The organism is Bacillus sp. WC2507, assembly GCF_052656125.1.
On record NZ_JBQXPN010000001.1, the window covers coordinates 2,336,373 to 2,354,136 of the forward strand.

20 protein-coding genes and 1 pseudogene are annotated in these 17,764 nt (G+C 33.9%); 20 read left to right on the forward strand and 1 reads right to left on the reverse strand.

The genetic code is table 11. The features are described 5' to 3' along the window. Positions 1-2 precede the first annotated feature (2 nt). The 7 genes from ACUN28_RS12355 to ACUN28_RS12385 all read left to right on the forward strand — a co-directional run bounded on the left by ACUN28_RS12355 (position 3) and on the right by ACUN28_RS12385 (position 5,995). Entirely contained in the window at positions 3-536 is a 534-nt protein-coding gene (locus ACUN28_RS12355) for an NAD(P)H-dependent oxidoreductase (RefSeq protein WP_016135036.1), read from the forward strand. 133 nt (positions 537-669) lie between these two features. After that, the gene (locus ACUN28_RS12360; RefSeq protein ID WP_016086979.1) at positions 670-2,172 is read left to right on the forward strand and encodes a class I adenylate-forming enzyme family protein; all 1,503 of its coding nucleotides are present in this window, start codon (positions 670-672) and stop codon (positions 2,170-2,172) included. A 166-nt stretch (positions 2,173-2,338) separates the two neighbouring features. Then, complete coding sequence (locus ACUN28_RS12365; RefSeq protein ID WP_016086980.1) at positions 2,339-2,887, forward strand: GNAT family N-acetyltransferase; 549 nt, start codon at positions 2,339-2,341, stop codon at positions 2,885-2,887. A 159-nt stretch (positions 2,888-3,046) separates the two neighbouring features. Next, positions 3,047-3,610, forward strand: a complete 564-nt coding sequence (locus ACUN28_RS12370) for a GNAT family N-acetyltransferase (RefSeq protein ID WP_016086981.1) — start codon at positions 3,047-3,049, stop codon at positions 3,608-3,610. Further along, positions 3,607-4,311 carry an SDR family NAD(P)-dependent oxidoreductase gene (locus ACUN28_RS12375; RefSeq protein ID WP_016086982.1) on the forward strand — a complete coding sequence of 235 codons (705 nt, stop codon included), beginning with the start codon at positions 3,607-3,609 and terminating at the stop codon, positions 4,309-4,311. The genes ACUN28_RS12370 and ACUN28_RS12375 overlap by 4 nt, the downstream gene beginning before the upstream one ends. Next, positions 4,308-5,084, forward strand: a complete 777-nt coding sequence (locus ACUN28_RS12380; RefSeq protein ID WP_016086983.1) for a GNAT family N-acetyltransferase — start codon at positions 4,308-4,310, stop codon at positions 5,082-5,084. Before ACUN28_RS12375 ends, ACUN28_RS12380 begins: the two co-directional genes overlap by 4 nt. Before the next feature lie 11 nt (positions 5,085-5,095). Further along, entirely contained in the window at positions 5,096-5,995 is a 900-nt protein-coding gene (locus ACUN28_RS12385) for a PhzF family phenazine biosynthesis protein (protein ID WP_016086984.1), read from the forward strand. Positions 5,996-6,028: 33 nt separating this feature from the next. Here the strand turns inward: ACUN28_RS12385 and ACUN28_RS12390 are convergent, their stop codons facing one another. Further along, the gene (locus ACUN28_RS12390) at positions 6,029-6,238 is read right to left on the reverse strand and encodes a hypothetical protein (RefSeq protein ID WP_016086985.1); all 210 of its coding nucleotides are present in this window, start codon (positions 6,236-6,238) and stop codon (positions 6,029-6,031) included. Between the two features lie 175 nt (positions 6,239-6,413). Here ACUN28_RS12390 and ACUN28_RS12395 point away from each other — a divergent pair, with 175 nt between their 5' ends. The 13 genes and pseudogenes from ACUN28_RS12395 to zwf all read left to right on the forward strand — a co-directional run bounded on the left by ACUN28_RS12395 (position 6,414) and on the right by zwf (position 17,761). Next, complete coding sequence (locus tag ACUN28_RS12395) at positions 6,414-7,262, forward strand: phosphotransferase (RefSeq protein ID WP_016086986.1); 849 nt, start codon at positions 6,414-6,416, stop codon at positions 7,260-7,262. A 27-nt stretch (positions 7,263-7,289) separates the two neighbouring features. Then, positions 7,290-7,847, forward strand: a complete 558-nt coding sequence (locus ACUN28_RS12400) for a DUF7010 family protein (protein WP_016086987.1) — start codon at positions 7,290-7,292, stop codon at positions 7,845-7,847. A 28-nt stretch (positions 7,848-7,875) separates the two neighbouring features. Then, positions 7,876-8,700 (forward strand): MBL fold metallo-hydrolase, encoded by an 825-nt coding sequence (locus ACUN28_RS12405; RefSeq protein WP_016086988.1) that lies wholly within the window; start codon positions 7,876-7,878, stop codon positions 8,698-8,700. 16 nt (positions 8,701-8,716) lie between these two features. Further along, positions 8,717-9,283 (forward strand): SGNH/GDSL hydrolase family protein, encoded by a 567-nt coding sequence (locus tag ACUN28_RS12410; RefSeq protein WP_016086989.1) that lies wholly within the window; start codon positions 8,717-8,719, stop codon positions 9,281-9,283. Positions 9,284-9,833: 550 nt separating this feature from the next. After that, complete coding sequence (gene spxA, locus ACUN28_RS12415) at positions 9,834-10,229, forward strand: transcriptional regulator SpxA (protein WP_016086990.1); 396 nt, start codon at positions 9,834-9,836, stop codon at positions 10,227-10,229. 30 nt (positions 10,230-10,259) lie between these two features. Beyond that, entirely contained in the window at positions 10,260-10,394 is a 135-nt protein-coding gene (locus tag ACUN28_RS12420; protein ID WP_000573513.1) for a BA3454 family stress response protein, read from the forward strand. Between the two features lie 194 nt (positions 10,395-10,588). Continuing rightward, the gene (saiR, locus tag ACUN28_RS12425) at positions 10,589-11,002 is read left to right on the forward strand and encodes an Rrf2-family transcriptional regulator SaiR (protein ID WP_016086991.1); all 414 of its coding nucleotides are present in this window, start codon (positions 10,589-10,591) and stop codon (positions 11,000-11,002) included. 125 nt (positions 11,003-11,127) lie between these two features. Further along, positions 11,128-11,463: an IDEAL domain-containing protein gene (locus tag ACUN28_RS12430; RefSeq protein WP_016086992.1), complete on the forward strand. Its 336-nt coding sequence runs from the start codon at positions 11,128-11,130 to the stop codon at positions 11,461-11,463. A gap of 87 nt (positions 11,464-11,550) precedes the next feature. Beyond that, positions 11,551-12,234: a DUF3888 domain-containing protein gene (locus ACUN28_RS12435; protein WP_016086993.1), complete on the forward strand. Its 684-nt coding sequence runs from the start codon at positions 11,551-11,553 to the stop codon at positions 12,232-12,234. A 1,004-nt stretch (positions 12,235-13,238) separates the two neighbouring features. Next, positions 13,239-14,558: an aromatic amino acid transport family protein gene (locus ACUN28_RS12440; RefSeq protein ID WP_016086994.1), complete on the forward strand. Its 1,320-nt coding sequence runs from the start codon at positions 13,239-13,241 to the stop codon at positions 14,556-14,558. Positions 14,559-14,699: 141 nt separating this feature from the next. Further along, positions 14,700-15,151: pseudogene (locus ACUN28_RS12445) on the forward strand (SpoIIAA family protein). A 193-nt stretch (positions 15,152-15,344) separates the two neighbouring features. Next, positions 15,345-15,854 carry a heme-degrading domain-containing protein gene (locus ACUN28_RS12450; protein ID WP_098405507.1) on the forward strand — a complete coding sequence of 170 codons (510 nt, stop codon included), beginning with the start codon at positions 15,345-15,347 and terminating at the stop codon, positions 15,852-15,854. Between the two features lie 422 nt (positions 15,855-16,276). Beyond that, positions 16,277-17,761 (forward strand): glucose-6-phosphate dehydrogenase, encoded by a 1,485-nt coding sequence (zwf, locus tag ACUN28_RS12455; RefSeq protein ID WP_016086997.1) that lies wholly within the window; start codon positions 16,277-16,279, stop codon positions 17,759-17,761. The last annotated feature ends 3 nt before the right edge of the window (positions 17,762-17,764 follow it).

The window sequence follows — 17,764 nt, forward strand, 5'->3', positions numbered from 1 at the left end:
TGATGAAAACACTTGTAATTGTAGCACATCCTGATATTGAAAAATCAAAAATTAACAAAAGATGGATTGAAGAACTTGAGAAATATTCGGATGAAATTACGGTGCATGAATTATATAAAGTGGCACCAAATTGGGAGTTTAATGTGGAAGAGGAACAAAAGCTGTTAGTAGAGCACGACCGATATATATTTCAATTTCCGCTCTATTGGTATAGCTCACCACCTTTATTGAAAAAATGGTTTGACGATGTATTAACATATGGATTTGCTTACGGATCAAAAGGGGATAAAGTGAAAGGGAAAGAGTTTGGTGTAGCTATTTCTATAGGGGGATTAGAAAAAGACTATGAAAATAGTGGAATCACAATGGGTGAATTAACGAAACCATTTCAAGCTACGTGCTTATATACAGACATGAAATTTATACCTTCATTTTATTTATATGGTGCCGAATATAAATTAAGTGATGAAGAGATTGATAAAAGTGCACCGGAGTATGTGCGCTATGTGATGAATAAGGAGTATTCTAATGTATAAGAGGAAATAGCCATTTACTTGTTAAGTAGATGGCTATTTTTATTGGATTTATATTCACTAAGTGTAATCTTTAGTAAATTAATAGTTAATCTGGTAAAATAAAAAACCTAACATATATAAAGGGGAGTTTTACTTGAGAACGATGCAAAAATTATTACAAAAAAGAGCAATGCAATCACCAAATTTGGAAGCGCTTGTAGGGGGAGAGAAAAGGTATTCGTTTCAGCAATATAATGAACGAGTAAATCAGCTTGCACACTATTTGTTACATAAAGGTGTACAAAGAGGAGATCGTATTGGAATACTATGCAAAAATAATCATCCATTTCCAAGCGTTATGATGGCAAGTTTAAAAATTGGAGCTGTATGTATTCCGCTAAATCATCAGCTTACTGCTTATGAATTAGAAACGATTGTAAAGGAAGCAAAATTAAAAGTATTAGTTATTGATGAAGAATTTAATGAAGTTGTATTAAAAATTGATGCTGTTAAGGAAATTCCTTATGTAATTAAAACGACAGAAGAAGGTTTTGGTTTATTTGAACTTAAATTACAAGAACAGCCAAATACAGAGCCGAATGTAGAAGTTCATGAAGAGGATGATGCGATTTATTTATTTACTTCAGGAACGACTGGACAGGCAAAAGCGTGTGTGATTGGGCATAAAAACTTACATCACTATTTTGCTGAGATTGCAGGACAAAGAGAAATACCAGCGGGTGAACGCTTTTTATCCGTGCATCCATTATTTCATATGAGTGGCGTGCTTTCTATTTTAAATTGTATTTATCATGGCGTTACGATGATCTTCTTAGCAGATTCGAATCCTAGTCTGATTTGGGATACGATTGAAGAAGAGAAAATTACTACGATGCTTGCATTCCCGGCTGTTTATAGCTACATGCTTGATGAGTTAAATAAAAAAGAACGTAACATTTCGACTTTTAAAGTAGCGCAAAGCGGTGGTACAAAAGTACCAGAAACACTCATTCAAAAATATATGGAAAAAGGAATATACATGGTACAAGGTTATGGGAGTACAGAAGGTTGGGTTGTAACTTCATGGCATCCAATGATGGGAAAAGAAAAGATGTCTTCTGTAGGGAAAACTTTGAAACATGTAGAGCTGAAAATAGTTCATCCAGAAACAGGTGATGAACTAACAACAAATGAAGTTGGCGAAATTCATGTAAGAAGTCCATACATGTTTAAAGGGTATTGGAATAATGAAAAGGCGACAAAGAAGGTAGTAAAAGATAATTGGTTTAACATGGGCGATGCTGGCATGATAGATGACGACGGATTCCTGCATATTATGGGAAGATATAAAGACGTTATCATACGCGGTGGTGACAACGTATATCCAGATCAAGTAGAAGATGTTATTCATGAAATACATGGTGTTCTAGAAGTTGCAGTAGTTGGGGTTCCGGATGACTTTTGGGGTGAGGTTCCGACTGCGTACATTGTAAAAGATATGCAAACGTCTTTAATGGAAGAAGAAATTATACAGCATTGTAAAGAAAAACTAGCAAGTTATAAAATACCCAAAGTTGTATTTATGGAAGAATTACCGAAAAATGCTTTAGGGAAAGTGTTGAAGAGGGAATTAAGAGAAGATGTATTTGTAAAATAAAAGCGATTAGATGATGATGAATCCAGTTATGTACAAAGCATAACTGGGTTTTTTCTTTATAATTCTGTTAGTGAATATTGAGGGTATTTGGAACTTTTTGTGTGTTTTTTGGTGTAATATTGAAAATAAAGGAATTTAATTGATTTCAGTGCAAGGGGGAGAAAATATGGCTATAAAATTAGAAACTGAGCATTTATGTATAGAACCTTTTACCAATGATGATGTATGTAGAATTAAAGAATTGGCTAATGACAAGGAATTAGCCAATATTCTTGGGCTTCCACATCCATATAAATTGGAGTTCGCGCAAGATTGGGTTGATATGCAGCCAGAACTTATAAGGCAAGGAATCGAATATCCTTTAGGGATTGTTTCTAAAGAATCAAGAAAAATTGTAGGTACAATTACACTAAGAATTAACAAGGGTAATAATAGAGGTGAGCTTGGTTATTGGATTGGTAAGAATTATTGGGGGAAAGGCCTTGCAACTGAGGCTGTAAACAGAATGATTCATTTTGGCTTTATCGAATTAGGTCTAAACAAAATTTGGGCATCTGCCATTTCAAGAAACAGATCATCGATTAAGGTGTTAGAGAAGTCAGGTTTACGTAAAGAAGGTACATTGAGACAGAATAGACTTTTATTAAATACATATGAAGATGTGGATGTTTATGGAATATTAAAGACAGAATACAACGTTTTAAATCACAGATAAGATTGGCTGTATAATGACAAAAGGAAACCCTTCAGAACAGGGTTTCCTTTTATATTTTAATAGAATCTTGGTTATCAAAAACATAATAATTTACTAGATTTTGTATTTTGTGTAAGATAATAAAGAATATTCAATTAACAAAAAGAGGAAGAGATATAAATGAAGCTGCCGCTATTACAAATAGAGACAGAGAGACTAATGATCCGTCCGTTCAAAAATGATGATTATGAAAGTTGGTTAGATGGATTTCATAAGAGACTTCCATCTCAGTATAAATACGATGATGGTTATCATGATATGTCGTCTTCAACAAAAGAATGGTTCACGGAATGGATAAGAGGCTTTGATGAAGCAGCACATCGAGATGAGATGTATGTATTAGGTGTTTTTCGTAAAGAAGACGGGGCTAGTATTGGAAAGCTAGAGCTTATAAAAATTTTACGTATGGACTACCAATGGGCGATGATGGGATATTCTATACATAATCAATACTGGAAAAATGGATACGGCATGGAAAGTGTGAAAGCTGCGTTATCGTTATTTTATAATAGTCTTCATTTTCATAGAATTGAATTACATATACATGTTGATAATGAGCCATCCGTTCGTCTTGCGGAACGAGCAGGATTTTCTTTTGAATGCAAGAGAGAGGCGTTTTCTTTAGAGAATGATAAGTGGATGGATTTTCTTATTTATTTTAAAAATAAGGAGATGAATATATGAGAGTGTTTATTACAGGTGGAAATCGCGGATTAGGGTTACAGTTAGTAAAAGTATTTCATGAAAATGGGCATATCGTTTATCCGCTAGTTAGAACTGAGGTTGCGGTAACGCAATTGAAGCAAATGTTTAGTTGTAGATGTTTTCCTGTATTAGCAGACTTATCGATTGATGAGAGTACGGAGCAAATTAAAAACCAGCTTGAGAAATATACAGAGTATATGGATCTAGTAATAAATAACGCAGGAATTACTGGGAAGGAGACTGAGATTTTACATACAAATTCAGAAGAGTTAACGGACTTATTTAATATTCATTGCTTAGGTGTAATTCGAGCTGTAAAAGGTACATATGTGGCTTTAACTAAATCGGATCATCCGAGAATAATAAATGTGTCCTCTCGATTAGGTTCATTGCATAAAATGGCGAACAAAGAGTTTCCGCAAGGTCAGTTCTCATATTCCTATCGAATTGCTAAAGCTGCACAAAATATGTTAACACTCTGCTTACAACAAGAGTTTAAGAATAAAGGAATTCGTGTAACGGCAATTCACCCTGGGAAATTAAAGACTGATATTGGTGCTTTTGATGCGAATATGACCCCGGCTGAAGGAGCAAAAAATATATATGATTGGGTAATAGATTCAAATGAGGATGTTTCAGGGAAGTTTATTGAGCCTGGTGTGGGTGAATTAAAGTGGTGATATACGATCTTGCAATCATTCAGAATCTATTTGGCTCTTCTAAAAAAGTATTAAATGGCTTACCAAATGCAGTAACAATTGAAGAAATAGAAGAAGACGTTTTGTATAACGTACAAACATATAAAGAAAAGGTAAGTAGATTTGAAGAAGTTTGTTTTAACTGGGAGTTAAAAAGAGCGAGTATTGTATTAAACAAAAGGTTTAGTAGTTATAACTCAAGTGTGAGAGTGTTACTTGATGCAGGTTTTTCTTTGTATGCCGCAAAGATAGAAGTATGTAGAGAATTGAACAATATAGAGGAGCTTGAAAGACAATATACATATCGATCAATAGCCGAAGGAACGTTATCGGAAAAAGAATTTAAATATATTTGGGAACAATGTATGTCGGGTTCAAGGAATCAAACTTCAATTTTAACTATCGATGAGCATTTTTATTCAGTGCAAACAGAGTTAGGTAAGGGCTGGGAAAAGTCATGTATTGTTTTTTATGATAAAAATGAGCCAATTGGTATGTCCATACCGCATATAGAGCGTGGAACAGAAAGTGAAGGACGATTATTTTACTTTGGAGTAATGCCTTATTATCGCGGGAAAGGAATGGCTTCCCAACTGCATCTTCAATCTTTACATATGTTAAAGGAAATGGGGGCTACTTATTACATCGGAAGCACACATACTTCAAATGAAAAGATGCAGAGGATATTTTGGAGAAATAATTGTTCGTTGAAAACGGAGATAGAGCTTTATTATAAAATATTTACTGTGGGTTAGGAGCTAGGTAAATGAAAAACATAAACGTATTTCATTACGATGCATTTACAAATAAACAAAATATGGGCAATCCGGCAGGCATTGTATTAGATGCAGATGGATTAACGGAAGAGGAAATGCAGCGTATTGCTGAAAAAGTTGGATTTAACGGAACCTCTTTCGTTCTTTATTCAGAAGTAGCAGATATAAGAATGCGCTACTTTACACCTGGTTTTGAAATGGATTTATGTGGCCATGGGACAGTTGGGACGATATATGCATTGCGTGAAAGAGGTTTATTAGAAGAGAAAACAAACCTTACGATTGAAACGAAGGCTGGGGTTTTACCAATACAGATTGGTGTAAATGAAAAGGGAGAAACCTTTATTAAAATGAGGCAGGCAGTACCTAAGTTTAAAGATTTTACAGGTTCAAAAGAAGAATTAGCTCATAGTATTGGTTTAAACGTAAACGATTTAGATGTAAGTTTACCGATTGTATATGGAAGTACGGGGAATTGGACTGTAATTGTACCGATTAAAAATCTAGATGCATGTGAAAGAATGAAACCTAATACTGATGCATTCCCATCAGTATTAAAAGAAATACCTAATGCTTCTATTCATCCAGTTTGTCTAGAAACTTATGATGAAAAGGTACAAATGCATGGCCGTCATTTCTCATCAGCTTATGCTGGAACGATTGAGGATCCAGTGACAGGAACAGCTTCGGGTGTAATGGGAGCTTATTATGCGACGTATTTGGATAAAAACTTTGATCATGAATTGGAGTTAATCGTTGAGCAAGGACAGGAAATAAATAAGGATGGTCGTGTAACAGTTTATGTAACGAAACATGTAGAAAATGATAATTTACAAATTGATATTGCTGGAACAGCGGTATATGTGAAAGAGTTTGAAGTTTTAATATAAAAAAAGAAAGCCCGGCATACATCCGGACTTTTATTATCTGTTCAATACTTCAATATACGAAGCATCTCCAGTTGTTCTTAAAGCAGAGCGAAAATTGTTATTTTCTAACGTTTCAGCAACTTGTTGTAACTGCTTTGCATCATCATGATGGATAAGCAAGCTGTCGGCACCGCTTTCTTCTATATGAATGTGTTCGACATTTCCGATTGCATCATGTACAGCTTTTAAAAATTCAGGTTTCATGGTGTCCTCCTATATGTATGTAACGTTGTTGTTAGTATTTCCTTATTTTTGAAATATAAAAGTAAATGAATTTTTGTTATATTAAGATTTCGGAAGGGGTTTCCTATTCGTTTGTCAAATAATAGTAAAGTTGTCTTTTGAATTGAGGAAATCTTCGGGATTGAAGGGTGAGGGAATGGACATTTCAATAATTGCTGCACAACTAGTTAAGGAGAACGTGATTTCACATTATCCAAATAGCATAAAAGTGTTGAACGGAGGAACGACAAGTACGGTATATTTATTGGACGGAAAATATGTTGTAAAGCTGAATGAAGCGGAAGTAATACGTGAAGAAGCTAATTTTCTTTCTTTTTATGAGGGGAATACTTTGTTTTCAAAGCTTTTGTATAAGGAACCTTTCCATACGTATATTGTGTATTCTTTTCTTGAAGGTAGTATTTCGTGCGAACAAGGATATAAACGAAGTACGCTTCGTACACTTGTAAAAGAAGTTATCAATAAGTATAAAATGATTCCAGAGGCATATGGCTGGGGATGGAAAGAAAGTCCGGTTCAATCTTGGAATGAATTTTTAACGACAAATGTGATGGAAGCTTATGAAAATGTAAGACGTTACATAGGTGAGGAAGAGTATAGAACAGTTCTTAAGTTAGCAAATAGTCCAAATAGGGGGACTGGAATAAATCAGCCTTTTTTATTGCATGGCGATTTCGGATTCCATAATTTTATATTTCAAGAGAATAGGTTACATGGAGTAATTGATCCCTTACCAGTGTTAGGAAATCCTATATACGATTTAATTTACGCGTTCTGTTCAACTCCGGAAGATGTAACAAAAGAAACAATTAATTATGCGATGAAACAGTGTGTATTTCATAGAAAAGACCATGATTTATATGAAGAAATAGTCATAGGATTATATTTGCGTATAGATACATGTTTAAGACACCATCCGAAAGATTTAGAAGATTACTTGGAAGCTTGGCGTTATTGGATGGGTGAGGTTGAGACTACTTTATAGCACAAATATTTTTGGGGAGATGGTGAGATGAATGTTGCAGAAGCGAAAAAGGATTTAGCAATAAAAACGAAGAGAGGCTTACCAATTATATTAGCAGGCGTTTTATTTTGGATAGTTATGAGTATAACGGGCTTTGTTCTTCCGGAAAAACAAGTTGTGTGGGTATATTTAATTGGTATGGGATGTGTATTTCCTTTCGGTTTAATGATAGCTGCTATATTGAAAATTGATATGTTTGCGAAAGGAAATCCGTTAGGGATTTTGGCAGGATTAATTGGTGGGATAAATGTATTAAATATTCCGCTTGTATTACTTGCCTATTTTCAATTTCCAGAATGGTTACCTTTTGTAGTAGCGATGTTAATAGGTGTTCATTTTATCCCGTACGTATGGATTTATGAAAGCAAAAGTTATGGTGTATTGTCAGTAGGGACTGTATTCGTAACGTCAGTTTGTGGGATTCTTTTTGCAGAAAAAGGATTTACTGTAATTCCATTATCGGTTACAGCTGTTTATTTACTTACTTTTATAAGTTTATTAATTGAAAATAAAAAAGCAGATCATTATCAACAAAAATCAGCTTAATAAAAAATTAGGGATAGGGGAATTTATTATGAAAAATTACGTTTGTACAACATGTGGTGTGCAGTATGCAGCGAGTGTAGAGGAACCGGTGAGTTGTCATATTTGTGATGAAGAAAGGCAATATGTTAATCCGAAAGGGCAGTCTTGGACGACTTTAGAAAACTTGCAAACGAGTGATACATATAAAAATGAAATAATTGAAGAAGAAAATGGGCTTTATAGTATTACGACAAAACCAGGGTTTGCGATCGGTCAAACGGCATTTGTAGTGAAAACAGAATCATATCGTTTACTATGGGACTGCATTACTTATTTAGATGAAATGACGATTGCGAAAATAAAAGAGCTTGGCGGATTAGATGCAATTGCATTGTCTCATCCACATTATTATTCAACGCAAGTAGAATGGGCAGAGACATTTGATGTACCAATTTATATACACGAAGATGATAAAGAGTGGGTGATGCGTCCGAGTAGTCGTATTATTTATTGGTCTGGTGAGTCTTTACAATTAGCTGACGGAATTACTATTCATCGTCTCGGAGGACATTTTAGTGGCGGTTCTGTCTTACATTGGGAAGAAGGAAATGATGGGAAAGGTATTTTGTTAACAGGTGATATTATTCAAGTTGTAGCGGATGAGCGATGGGTAAGCTTTATGTATAGCTATCCAAACTTAATTCCATTACCAGCGAGAAAAGTGGAAGAAATGGTGAATCGAGTGAAGCCGTTACAGTTTAATCGGTTATACAACGCTTTTCATCGAGTAGTAAAAGAGAATGCAAATGAGGCAGTGGAACGTTCTGCAGAAAGATATATTAAGGCAGTAGAAGGAAAGTTATTTCATACGTAAAAGGAGAGTTAGCTCTATGAAAACGTTAGTATGCTTCGGTGATAGTATTACAGCTGATGAAACATTTTTCAATGGAACGCCGAGGTTAACGCCACGTTTGCAAGAGATGTTCCCGAATTGGAAAGTAGTGAATGCAGGTGTTCCAGGTGATAATACGTTCGATGCGTTACATAGAATTGAAGAAGATGTATTATCATATAAACCAGATTTTGTTACGGTTTTTCTTGGTACGAATGATGCAGTTTCATTTTCACAAGTGACATTACAAGTATATAAAGAAAACCTAGAGAAGATTGTGAAACAGATTTCGTCAGATAAAGTACTGCTTATTAGTCCTGCCCCAGTTGATGAGGAAAGACAGCATAGTAGAACAAATGAAGTGCTTGGTCAGTATGCAGACGTAGTAGAGGAAGTGGCGAAAGAAACAGGAAGCTATTTTCTAAATTTGTATGCTGAAATGATTCAAGAGCCTCAGTATAAAAGATTAGTAGAAGATGATGAAAAAGACGGTTTACATTTTGGCCGACAAGGTTATGAATATTTAGCGGAGTTAATTGGTAAAAAGTTAAAAGAGATTTTGTAAGAAGCAAAGTGTGCGCGCTTTGCTTTTTTGTTTGCGTATTTCCTCCTACAATGCTGCTGTATTCAATGCAGTAGCTTTTATTATGCTAAATATATTTCATAGTAGCACATGTAAGAAAGAAATGAATAAAGTGAAATATAATTAGACCTTACCAATCGGGTTATTAAGGGGAGCCCGACTTCGACCTAACTTTTTCGCTCTTGCCGAATTTTGAGGCGGGAGTGTTACTGCACAAATAGCGGGATAAAATGTACTTTAAAGTGCATGGGGAAGTGGTTAGCCGTAACACTATGGGATGTTCGAACAAAAGAAAATAATTTGTTCCGCTAATGGAATGCATCCAAGACTTAACAGTTGATTATTAGAACTGTAAAGTTTAAAATTACAGTATAGTTTTTAGAAGTGAGTTGCTATCGTTTGTAAAAAAACAGATAAATTAAATATTCTCGAATAAATAATATAACGTGTATTTCATTTTAAACTGTAATTTTTTTTAATACATTTCAATAATCTATATAATAATTTTAAAAAGTAAAGGAGTGTGTAGAATATGGTGGTTTTATATACGACAGCAAGCTGTAGTTCATGCCGAAAAGCAAAAGCATGGCTTGAAGAACATCAAATTGATTATACCGAAAAAAATATCGTATCCAATTCTCTTACAGTCGATGAACTTAAATCCATTCTTCGTTTAACTGAAGAGGGTGCAACTGAAATTATTTCAACTAGATCTAAAACTTTTCAGGAATTAAATATAAATATTGAGGCGCTTTCGCTTAATGAGTTTTATAAATTAATAATTGAGTATCCTCAAATGTTACGTCGTCCAATTATGCTGGACGAAAAAAGATTACAAGTTGGTTTTAATGAGGAAGAAATTCGCAAATTTTTACCGCGTAGCGTTCGAACATTTTTGAATATTGAATTGCAAAAAATGGCTAATTAATAAGTAATATTTTGAAAGGAGGAAACAGAAGTGATTGAAGTATGTGTTACAGTTAATTATAAAGATAGAAACTATCACACAAATGTTATTGTGAGTAAAGATACGATTTGGACAAAAATTAAACAATTGGCAGAAGAACAAGTTAAGAAACAGTGGACTGTTTAAATCTATTTGCAACTTAAAAAGTTAAATGAAGTTAGGAGATATAGGGGAGTTCTGATAGAATATAAAGGAATTTATTTTTTCATGCTAAGCATGCTTCTTATATATTTTAACGTTTGACTAACCTATCTGTAATATTTATGGCTACAGTATGTTACTAAGCGAGAAATCATATTTTTTATCGTAGGAGGAAAACAATGAACAGTGACTTTACCTTGGCTATTCACAGTTTAACTTATTTAGCTTTACAGCCAGACCGGATGTCAACAAGTAGTGCTATTTCAGAAAGTGCAGGTGTTCATCCAGTGCGCATTCGCAAAGTGCTAAGTTTGTTAAAAAAACATAAGTTTATACAATCAAAAGAGGGAACTGGTGGAGGTTTTATTTTTGCTCGAGATTTAGGTGAAGTGAACCTTTGGCATATTTATCAAATAACTTCAGAAGGTGCATTGCAGCCGAAGTGTCCAGAATCAAATAATCAGTGTATTGTAGGTTCGAACATGCGGAAAGTTCTTTTTGCTATTTTCTTAGGTGCGGAAGAACATCTAGGTGAATATTTAAAGAATTATACAATGAAAGAAGTTGTTGATCTTATTAATCAAGAACGTTAAGCGGCTTAATTATTATATAACCGTGAGTTCTTAAAAATTAAATGTAATGAAAAACATTACAGTTTAAGTTAGTTTTTATATCTTTTTTATCATCACAAAAAATATTTATAAGAAGGTGAAAAAGTATGATGTCAAATAATAATCATGTTTTAAAAGTGGGAGATTGGGTTCGTGGAATATCAAATGAAGGTGAATTTATACTTGGTTACATTGCATCACTTGATGACGTAGAAGATATAGTTACAGTTAGTATTGTGAAACGTGACAATAAGTACACAAAAAACGAAGCGATTTTACTCTTTAGTAAACACGTTAACAAACTCCCTGAATCAAAGGTAATCAATAAGGAGCAAATCCTTTATCTTATAGACCTTGCGTTATTAACAGGAGATGAAGAATGGTTTATTGAGCTTTCTGCAAAACTGAACTCGATAAAAGAGCTAGTTAATGGGGGATTTTAAAGCGTACATTAGTTACTTTTAATAGGGCGGATTGTGCAATAATATCATCTCTTTTGTTGCATTTTAATAAAAGAGGTGATTGATGGTATGAAAATGAAAATAATTAGCATCATATGTTTTCTGAGTTTTTTATTACCCTGTATTTCCGCTCAAGCAATTGTAAAAAAAGAAAATAATAGAAATGAAAGCTTTGACATAGATTTAACCGGTTATGAACTTTATTCGTTTGGTGATTTTAATCAATTAGGTTATAAGATAACGCCACTTACTCAATTGTTTCTAGGGATAGTTCAAACAGAAGGTGAGTGGATTGATGAACCACGATTATATATTAAGGGAAATAAAGGTTATTTTCATCTTTGGAAAAAGGACGGTACGAATGTTCTTTATACCGTTGAAAAGAGCGATGACTTTTGGGGAATTATAGATGTGAAAAGAAAGAAAATCAACAGAATACCTGTACCAAAACAGTTTTTAAAAGAAGTAGTCATGAATCTCTTATTAGAGCCAATAAGTAAAGAAGTTGAAAACTATTATAAGGAACCAAAACTATGGGATCGAGGTTCTGAAAAAATACTTGAAATAAAAAAAGACGAAGTAAACTCTATTTTCTATGTAACTGTTCAAATTCAAACTTTTGAGGGTGCGCACAATCCACCTTATGGAGAGGACACAATTATTTTTCGTATAAAAGGAAATGATGTAAAAACGATTCATTACAAACATAGGGATATTCCTGAAGAAGAGTTAAAAAAACTCGAATTAAGATGACATGGAAGTGAGTTGTTTGCACACTCCTGATAATGATGTAAATAAGCTGTCTATATCGGCAGCTTATTTTATTTTTTTGTTTAGCGTAGGTTTTTGCAAAATGTTAGCGGTCCTCTCATTGCTATCAAATAAACGTATTTTCCTAAAAATGTATATGAATGCAATGTCGATAATATATATCCTGAAAATTGGTTTGTGCATTCGAAGAGATATTTCTTTTTAACCACATTAATTATTTATTAGAATATCTTTTTGAAATTAAAATAAAATTTTTCGATAAAGAAGGATATAAGTGTTTTTAAAATGAGCAGCTCGGATAAACCATATTTTACTGTATTTTATGCTAATTAATTCCGTTATAAGTGATAGGAACAAGGGTTGTGTGCTAACTGTAAAATGTTATCCATGTAAAATTATTTCCAATTAATATTTCTGAAAATATAAAAATATTAATTTTATAAATATACACGTTATAATGAGGGCGTCGAGAGAAATTTTATTATCTCTGGAGAAAATATAAAAAATGCGATTACTAGTAAGAAAGGTGTGTGATTAGAGGCGAAATGTATGTAAAGTGCTTCAGTGGCTTGTGTAATCAATACCATAAATGCTGCCGAAGTTATGAAAGTGATGTATAGAATTGAGAAAGAAATGCCTCATAAATGAAGAGAGGCCGGTTTAGCTAAAATTACTGTTACAAGTAAGTAAGAGAAACCATTAAAGTAATACACTGTTATTAGAAATGTTGCAACGTATTTATGAAGTCTATTCAATATTGTTCTCTTAAGAGGTCTTTATATAAAGGGCGGATATTACGAGTAAACTTTTATGTGAACGCTAACAATTATATTAGGACGCTAACTAGCGAATGTTTCAATTTGGATTCATCATGATGAAGGACATACAATGTGGGGCAACTTGTAAGGAATTCATTTTCTAAAAAAGGGAAATATTCGTTAGCTATAAAGAGAGACGCAGGAATAGATACAAGGGGGAGTTATTATATGAACGGGAATACTGCAAAGAAAATAGAAGTTCAAGCTGAAAATATCGCACTAAAAAATGAGCAATATGCAGATCCGAAAAAGTGGCATAAGCAGGATACTACATGGGCACTCAGTCTATTTGGAACTGCAATTGGAGCAGGGGTGCTCTTTTTACCGATTAATGCAGGTTCAGGTGGTTTATTATCATTACTACTAATTACATTGCTTGCGTATCCAGTTATGTATTACTCACATAGGGCACTTGCTAAAATGATACACGCTTCTAATTCTGCTGATGAGGGGATCACAGGTACAATTAGAGAGTATTTCGGAAATAAAGCAAGTATCATTTTTAACATCGTATATTTCGGTTCAATTTATACAATCGTATTAATGTATTCGGTTGCGCTTACAAATACTGCAAGTAGTTTTATCGTGCATCAATTGCACATGCCAGAACCTCCAAGGGCTATTTTATCACTTGTATTAGTTCTTGGTCTTATCGCTATACTGAATTTTGGTCAAGATATTACTGTAAAGGTAATGAGTATGCTAGTGTATCCTTTCATAGCTTCTCTACTTTTTATCGCAATATCTTTAATTCCACAGTGGAATACGTCAATGCTTAGTTTTTCAGCTATTTCTACTGCTTCAACAGGAACAGGATATTTTGGAACGATATTAATGATTCTACCAATCATCGTATTCTCATTTAATCATTCACCTATGATTTCATCATTTGTTGTGAAACAGAGAGCTACGTATGGGATAGAAGCTACTGATGCGAAATGTGCGCAAATACAAAAGGTTTGTTATATCATGACATTTGCGGTTGTTATGTTCTTCGTCTGGAGCAGTACATTGAGTTTGACTCCAGATGATATTAAAATGGCAAAAGAGCAGAACTTATCAATCCTTTCATATCTTGCTAATGAGCTTAATTCGCCTGTAATCACGATTGCAGCTCCTATCATTGCTTTTGTGGCTATTACAAAGTCTTTCCTTGGCCACTATATCGGAGCATATGAGGTAATGCGTGACGTGATTATGAAGTTCGGTAAAACACGTGGAAAAGATATAGAAGAAAAAACAATTAAGACAATAATCCTTACTTTTGTCGTATTAACATGCTGGTATGTTGCTTATGCAAATCCAAGTATTCTTGGAATTATTGATTCACTTAGCGGTCCATTAGTTGCTGCTATCTTATGTCTATTACCGATGTATGCGATTCAAAAAGTACCAGTACTAGCTAAATACAAAGGGAAAATGAGTAACGTATTTGTTATTATTGTAGGTGTACTTACTGTGTTAGCAAGTATTAAATCATTATTCTAATTCACGATTGTTAGTTTTAATGCAAAATAAAATAGAACGATTTTGGGACAGGCTTCTCCGTTTGGAGAGTTTGTCCCTTTTTAAATTAGCGACAAAAGGTCATCTTTCACATAAGTTCTTTTCGCACATAAGGTTGCTTTATTGCGTAACACTTTTATCTTATTGATTTTATGAGGGTTTTACGCATAATTGTAACTAAGGGAGATGATTCCAAGTTGAGTAAGCCGAATGTAAGCACAACAGTTTTAGGAGATATAATTGTTACCCGTCTTATCGGCAAGATTAAAACGGATGATGTTTATGAATGGTTTAATGGTTTCGAGCTGGTTTGTCAGCAATTCATTTCTGAGGGGCGGAAATACAAATTGTTGATAGATAGAAAAGGATACACGCCAGATCATTTTTCTGTTCAAAAAGCATGGAAAGATAAGTTTTTCAATGAAACGATTTTGAGTCACAGTAAGGCAATTGCTTTTCTCCTTGAAGAAGGGGAGATACTGAATTATTTACAACAAGCCAATACAAAAGAATCCGTAAAGTTTTTTGATGATTATGAACAAGCATTCTTTTGGTTGAATGAATATCTCATATGAAATTGTTAGCGAACCAGTTGCTTAATCAACTGGTTTTTTTATGCTTGTAAGCAGTATCCGGAAGAAAACTTCTATACAAAATGTTTAGTAAGAAAGGACATACATTTTTAATGCGCTAAATATAATTCATATTAGCACCAGGAAGAAGAGAATACGTTTTATGGTATTAGATATATTGATTTCAAAAATATCAATGTGGCATAAGGTGATTAAGGGGGATAAAGATATGAGTACTTCGAATCTAAATGAAATAGGTAAGCAAATTTTAATAGAAGAGGAAACACTTCAATTTTCCTCTTTTACAAATGAAGATGCCTTGCAATTAGGTTTATTTATCGTTGAAACAGCAAAGCGAGAGGGGAAATTGATTGCTGTTGATATAACGAAAAATGGTGTGCAATTATTTCATTTCAAGATGACAGGGACAAATGAGGAAAATACGAAATGGATTGAGCGTAAAAAACGAGTCGTTTCCCTGCATGATCGTAGCTCGTATTATATGCAGATACAAAGTGAAATAACTGGAATCTCATATAATGAAAAATATCTTTTAGATACTTCGGAATATGCTGCATTTGGTGGATGCTTTCCTATCAGAATAAAAAACGTAGGGGTTATTGGAATGATAACAGTTTCAGGATTACCACCAGAAGAAGATCACGAATTGGTTATAAGAGCGGTGAAAAATCATTTGAAGCAATAATAAAAAGGCAAAACCGAACAAAAAGATGTTCGGTTTTGCCTTTTTATTATTCTTTTCATGTAATGGACATATTTCTAATCTTTTCTTACTAAATAGACAAGTACGAAAAGATATTATGGAATGAAAAATCTTTAATTCGAGACATTTTCCTTGACGATGATAATCTATGTAGTTAATATGATAGACATAAAATAACTTAATTACTTTTAATAATTAAGTTATTTTATATAAGTGAATGTGGGTAAGTAGCATGTGGTAAAAATGCTTTGAATTGCCACTATTAATATTGGGGACAATTAGAAAGCGACAACTATAAAAAATTAGAAGTTAAGAAGTAAGAGTGGATCAACAATCATAGTAGCTTCTGTACAATGCATTATTACTATAGTGACAATGACTATACATCACGAGGGGGACTAAAATTGGAATCAATGACCTTTGTTTTATTTGGAGCAACAGGGGATTTAGCTAAAAGAAAAATTTACCCCGCGCTATATAACTTATATAGAGATCAAAAGCTTCCAAAGCCAATATCCGTTATTGGGCTTGGAAGACGTGAAGTATCTCATTTAGATTTTCAAAAAAGAATAAAAGAGTCCATAGAAACTTTTTCTCGTCGCAGAGAAGAAGGTACTCCGAAAATAGAAGATTTTTTAGAGTATTTTCGTTATTGTTCGTTAGATGTGAATAAGTCAGAAGATTATAAAAGATTATTACAAGTAGTTCGTGAAAGGGAAGAAGAACAAAATATACAAGGGAATAGAATGTTCTACCTTTCAGTTACTCCTGACTTCTTTGAGACAATTGCTTTAAATATTAAAGAAAGTGGACTTGATAAAACGGATGGATGGAAGCGCCTGATGATTGAAAAACCATTTGGTCATGATCTTACATCTGCTCGAGAGCTGAATGACAAGCTGAGCCGAACGTTTGAAGAAGACGAAATATACCGTATTGATCATTATTTAGGTAAACCGATGGTTCAAAATATTGAAGCACTTGAATTTGCAAATCCTGTTCTTCAATCGATTTGGAATAAAGAACATATTGCGAATGTACAAATAACAGCTAGTGAAACGGTTGGGGTAGAAGAAAGGGCAGGATATTATGATCATGCAGGAGCCATTCGCGATATGGTTCAAAATCATATGTTGCAAATATTAATGATGACTGCTATGAATCTGCCGGAAAAGATTAATGCATGTGAAATTCGTGAGGAAAAGCGAAAAGTGATGGAGACTCTTCGTAAAGTGAAAAAAGAAGACGTTCAGAACCATATCGTTCGCGGGCAATACGCTTCAGGAGAGATAAAAGGACAACAAGTTGTAGCGTATAGAGAGGAGCCAGGAGTAAACCCTTCTTCTCAAACAGACACATTTGTCGCGGCCCGCCTATGGATCGATAACCCGTTTTGGACTGGCGTTCCCTTTTATATACGAACAGGAAAAAGAATGAAAGAGAAGTCTACTCGTATTGTAATTGAATTTAAAAATACATTAAAGCAGCAATATCAAGATAGTAATCCAAATGCAGAGCCTAATTTGTTAATCATTGAAATTAGCCCAAATGAAAATGTTTCACTCCAATTAAATAGTAAAAATCCATTGAACAATGGAGAGCTTGAACCGATCCGTATTCATTTTACTTGTGAGCAAACAGGAGTGGGAATACCTGAAGCTTATGAAAGACTCATATATGATGCTGTATGTGGAGATGCTACATTCTTTGCACACTGGAGAGAAGTTGAATTGTCATGGGAATGGGTGCAGCCACTCCTTGAAGCATTCGAGGAAAACTTGTTGCCTCTTCACGAATATGAGTCGGGTTCGTATGGTCCAGGTGCTGCTCATGCTCTATTACAAGAAAGTGAATTTAAATGGTGGTTAGATGAGGACTGGAAAAAATAAGTG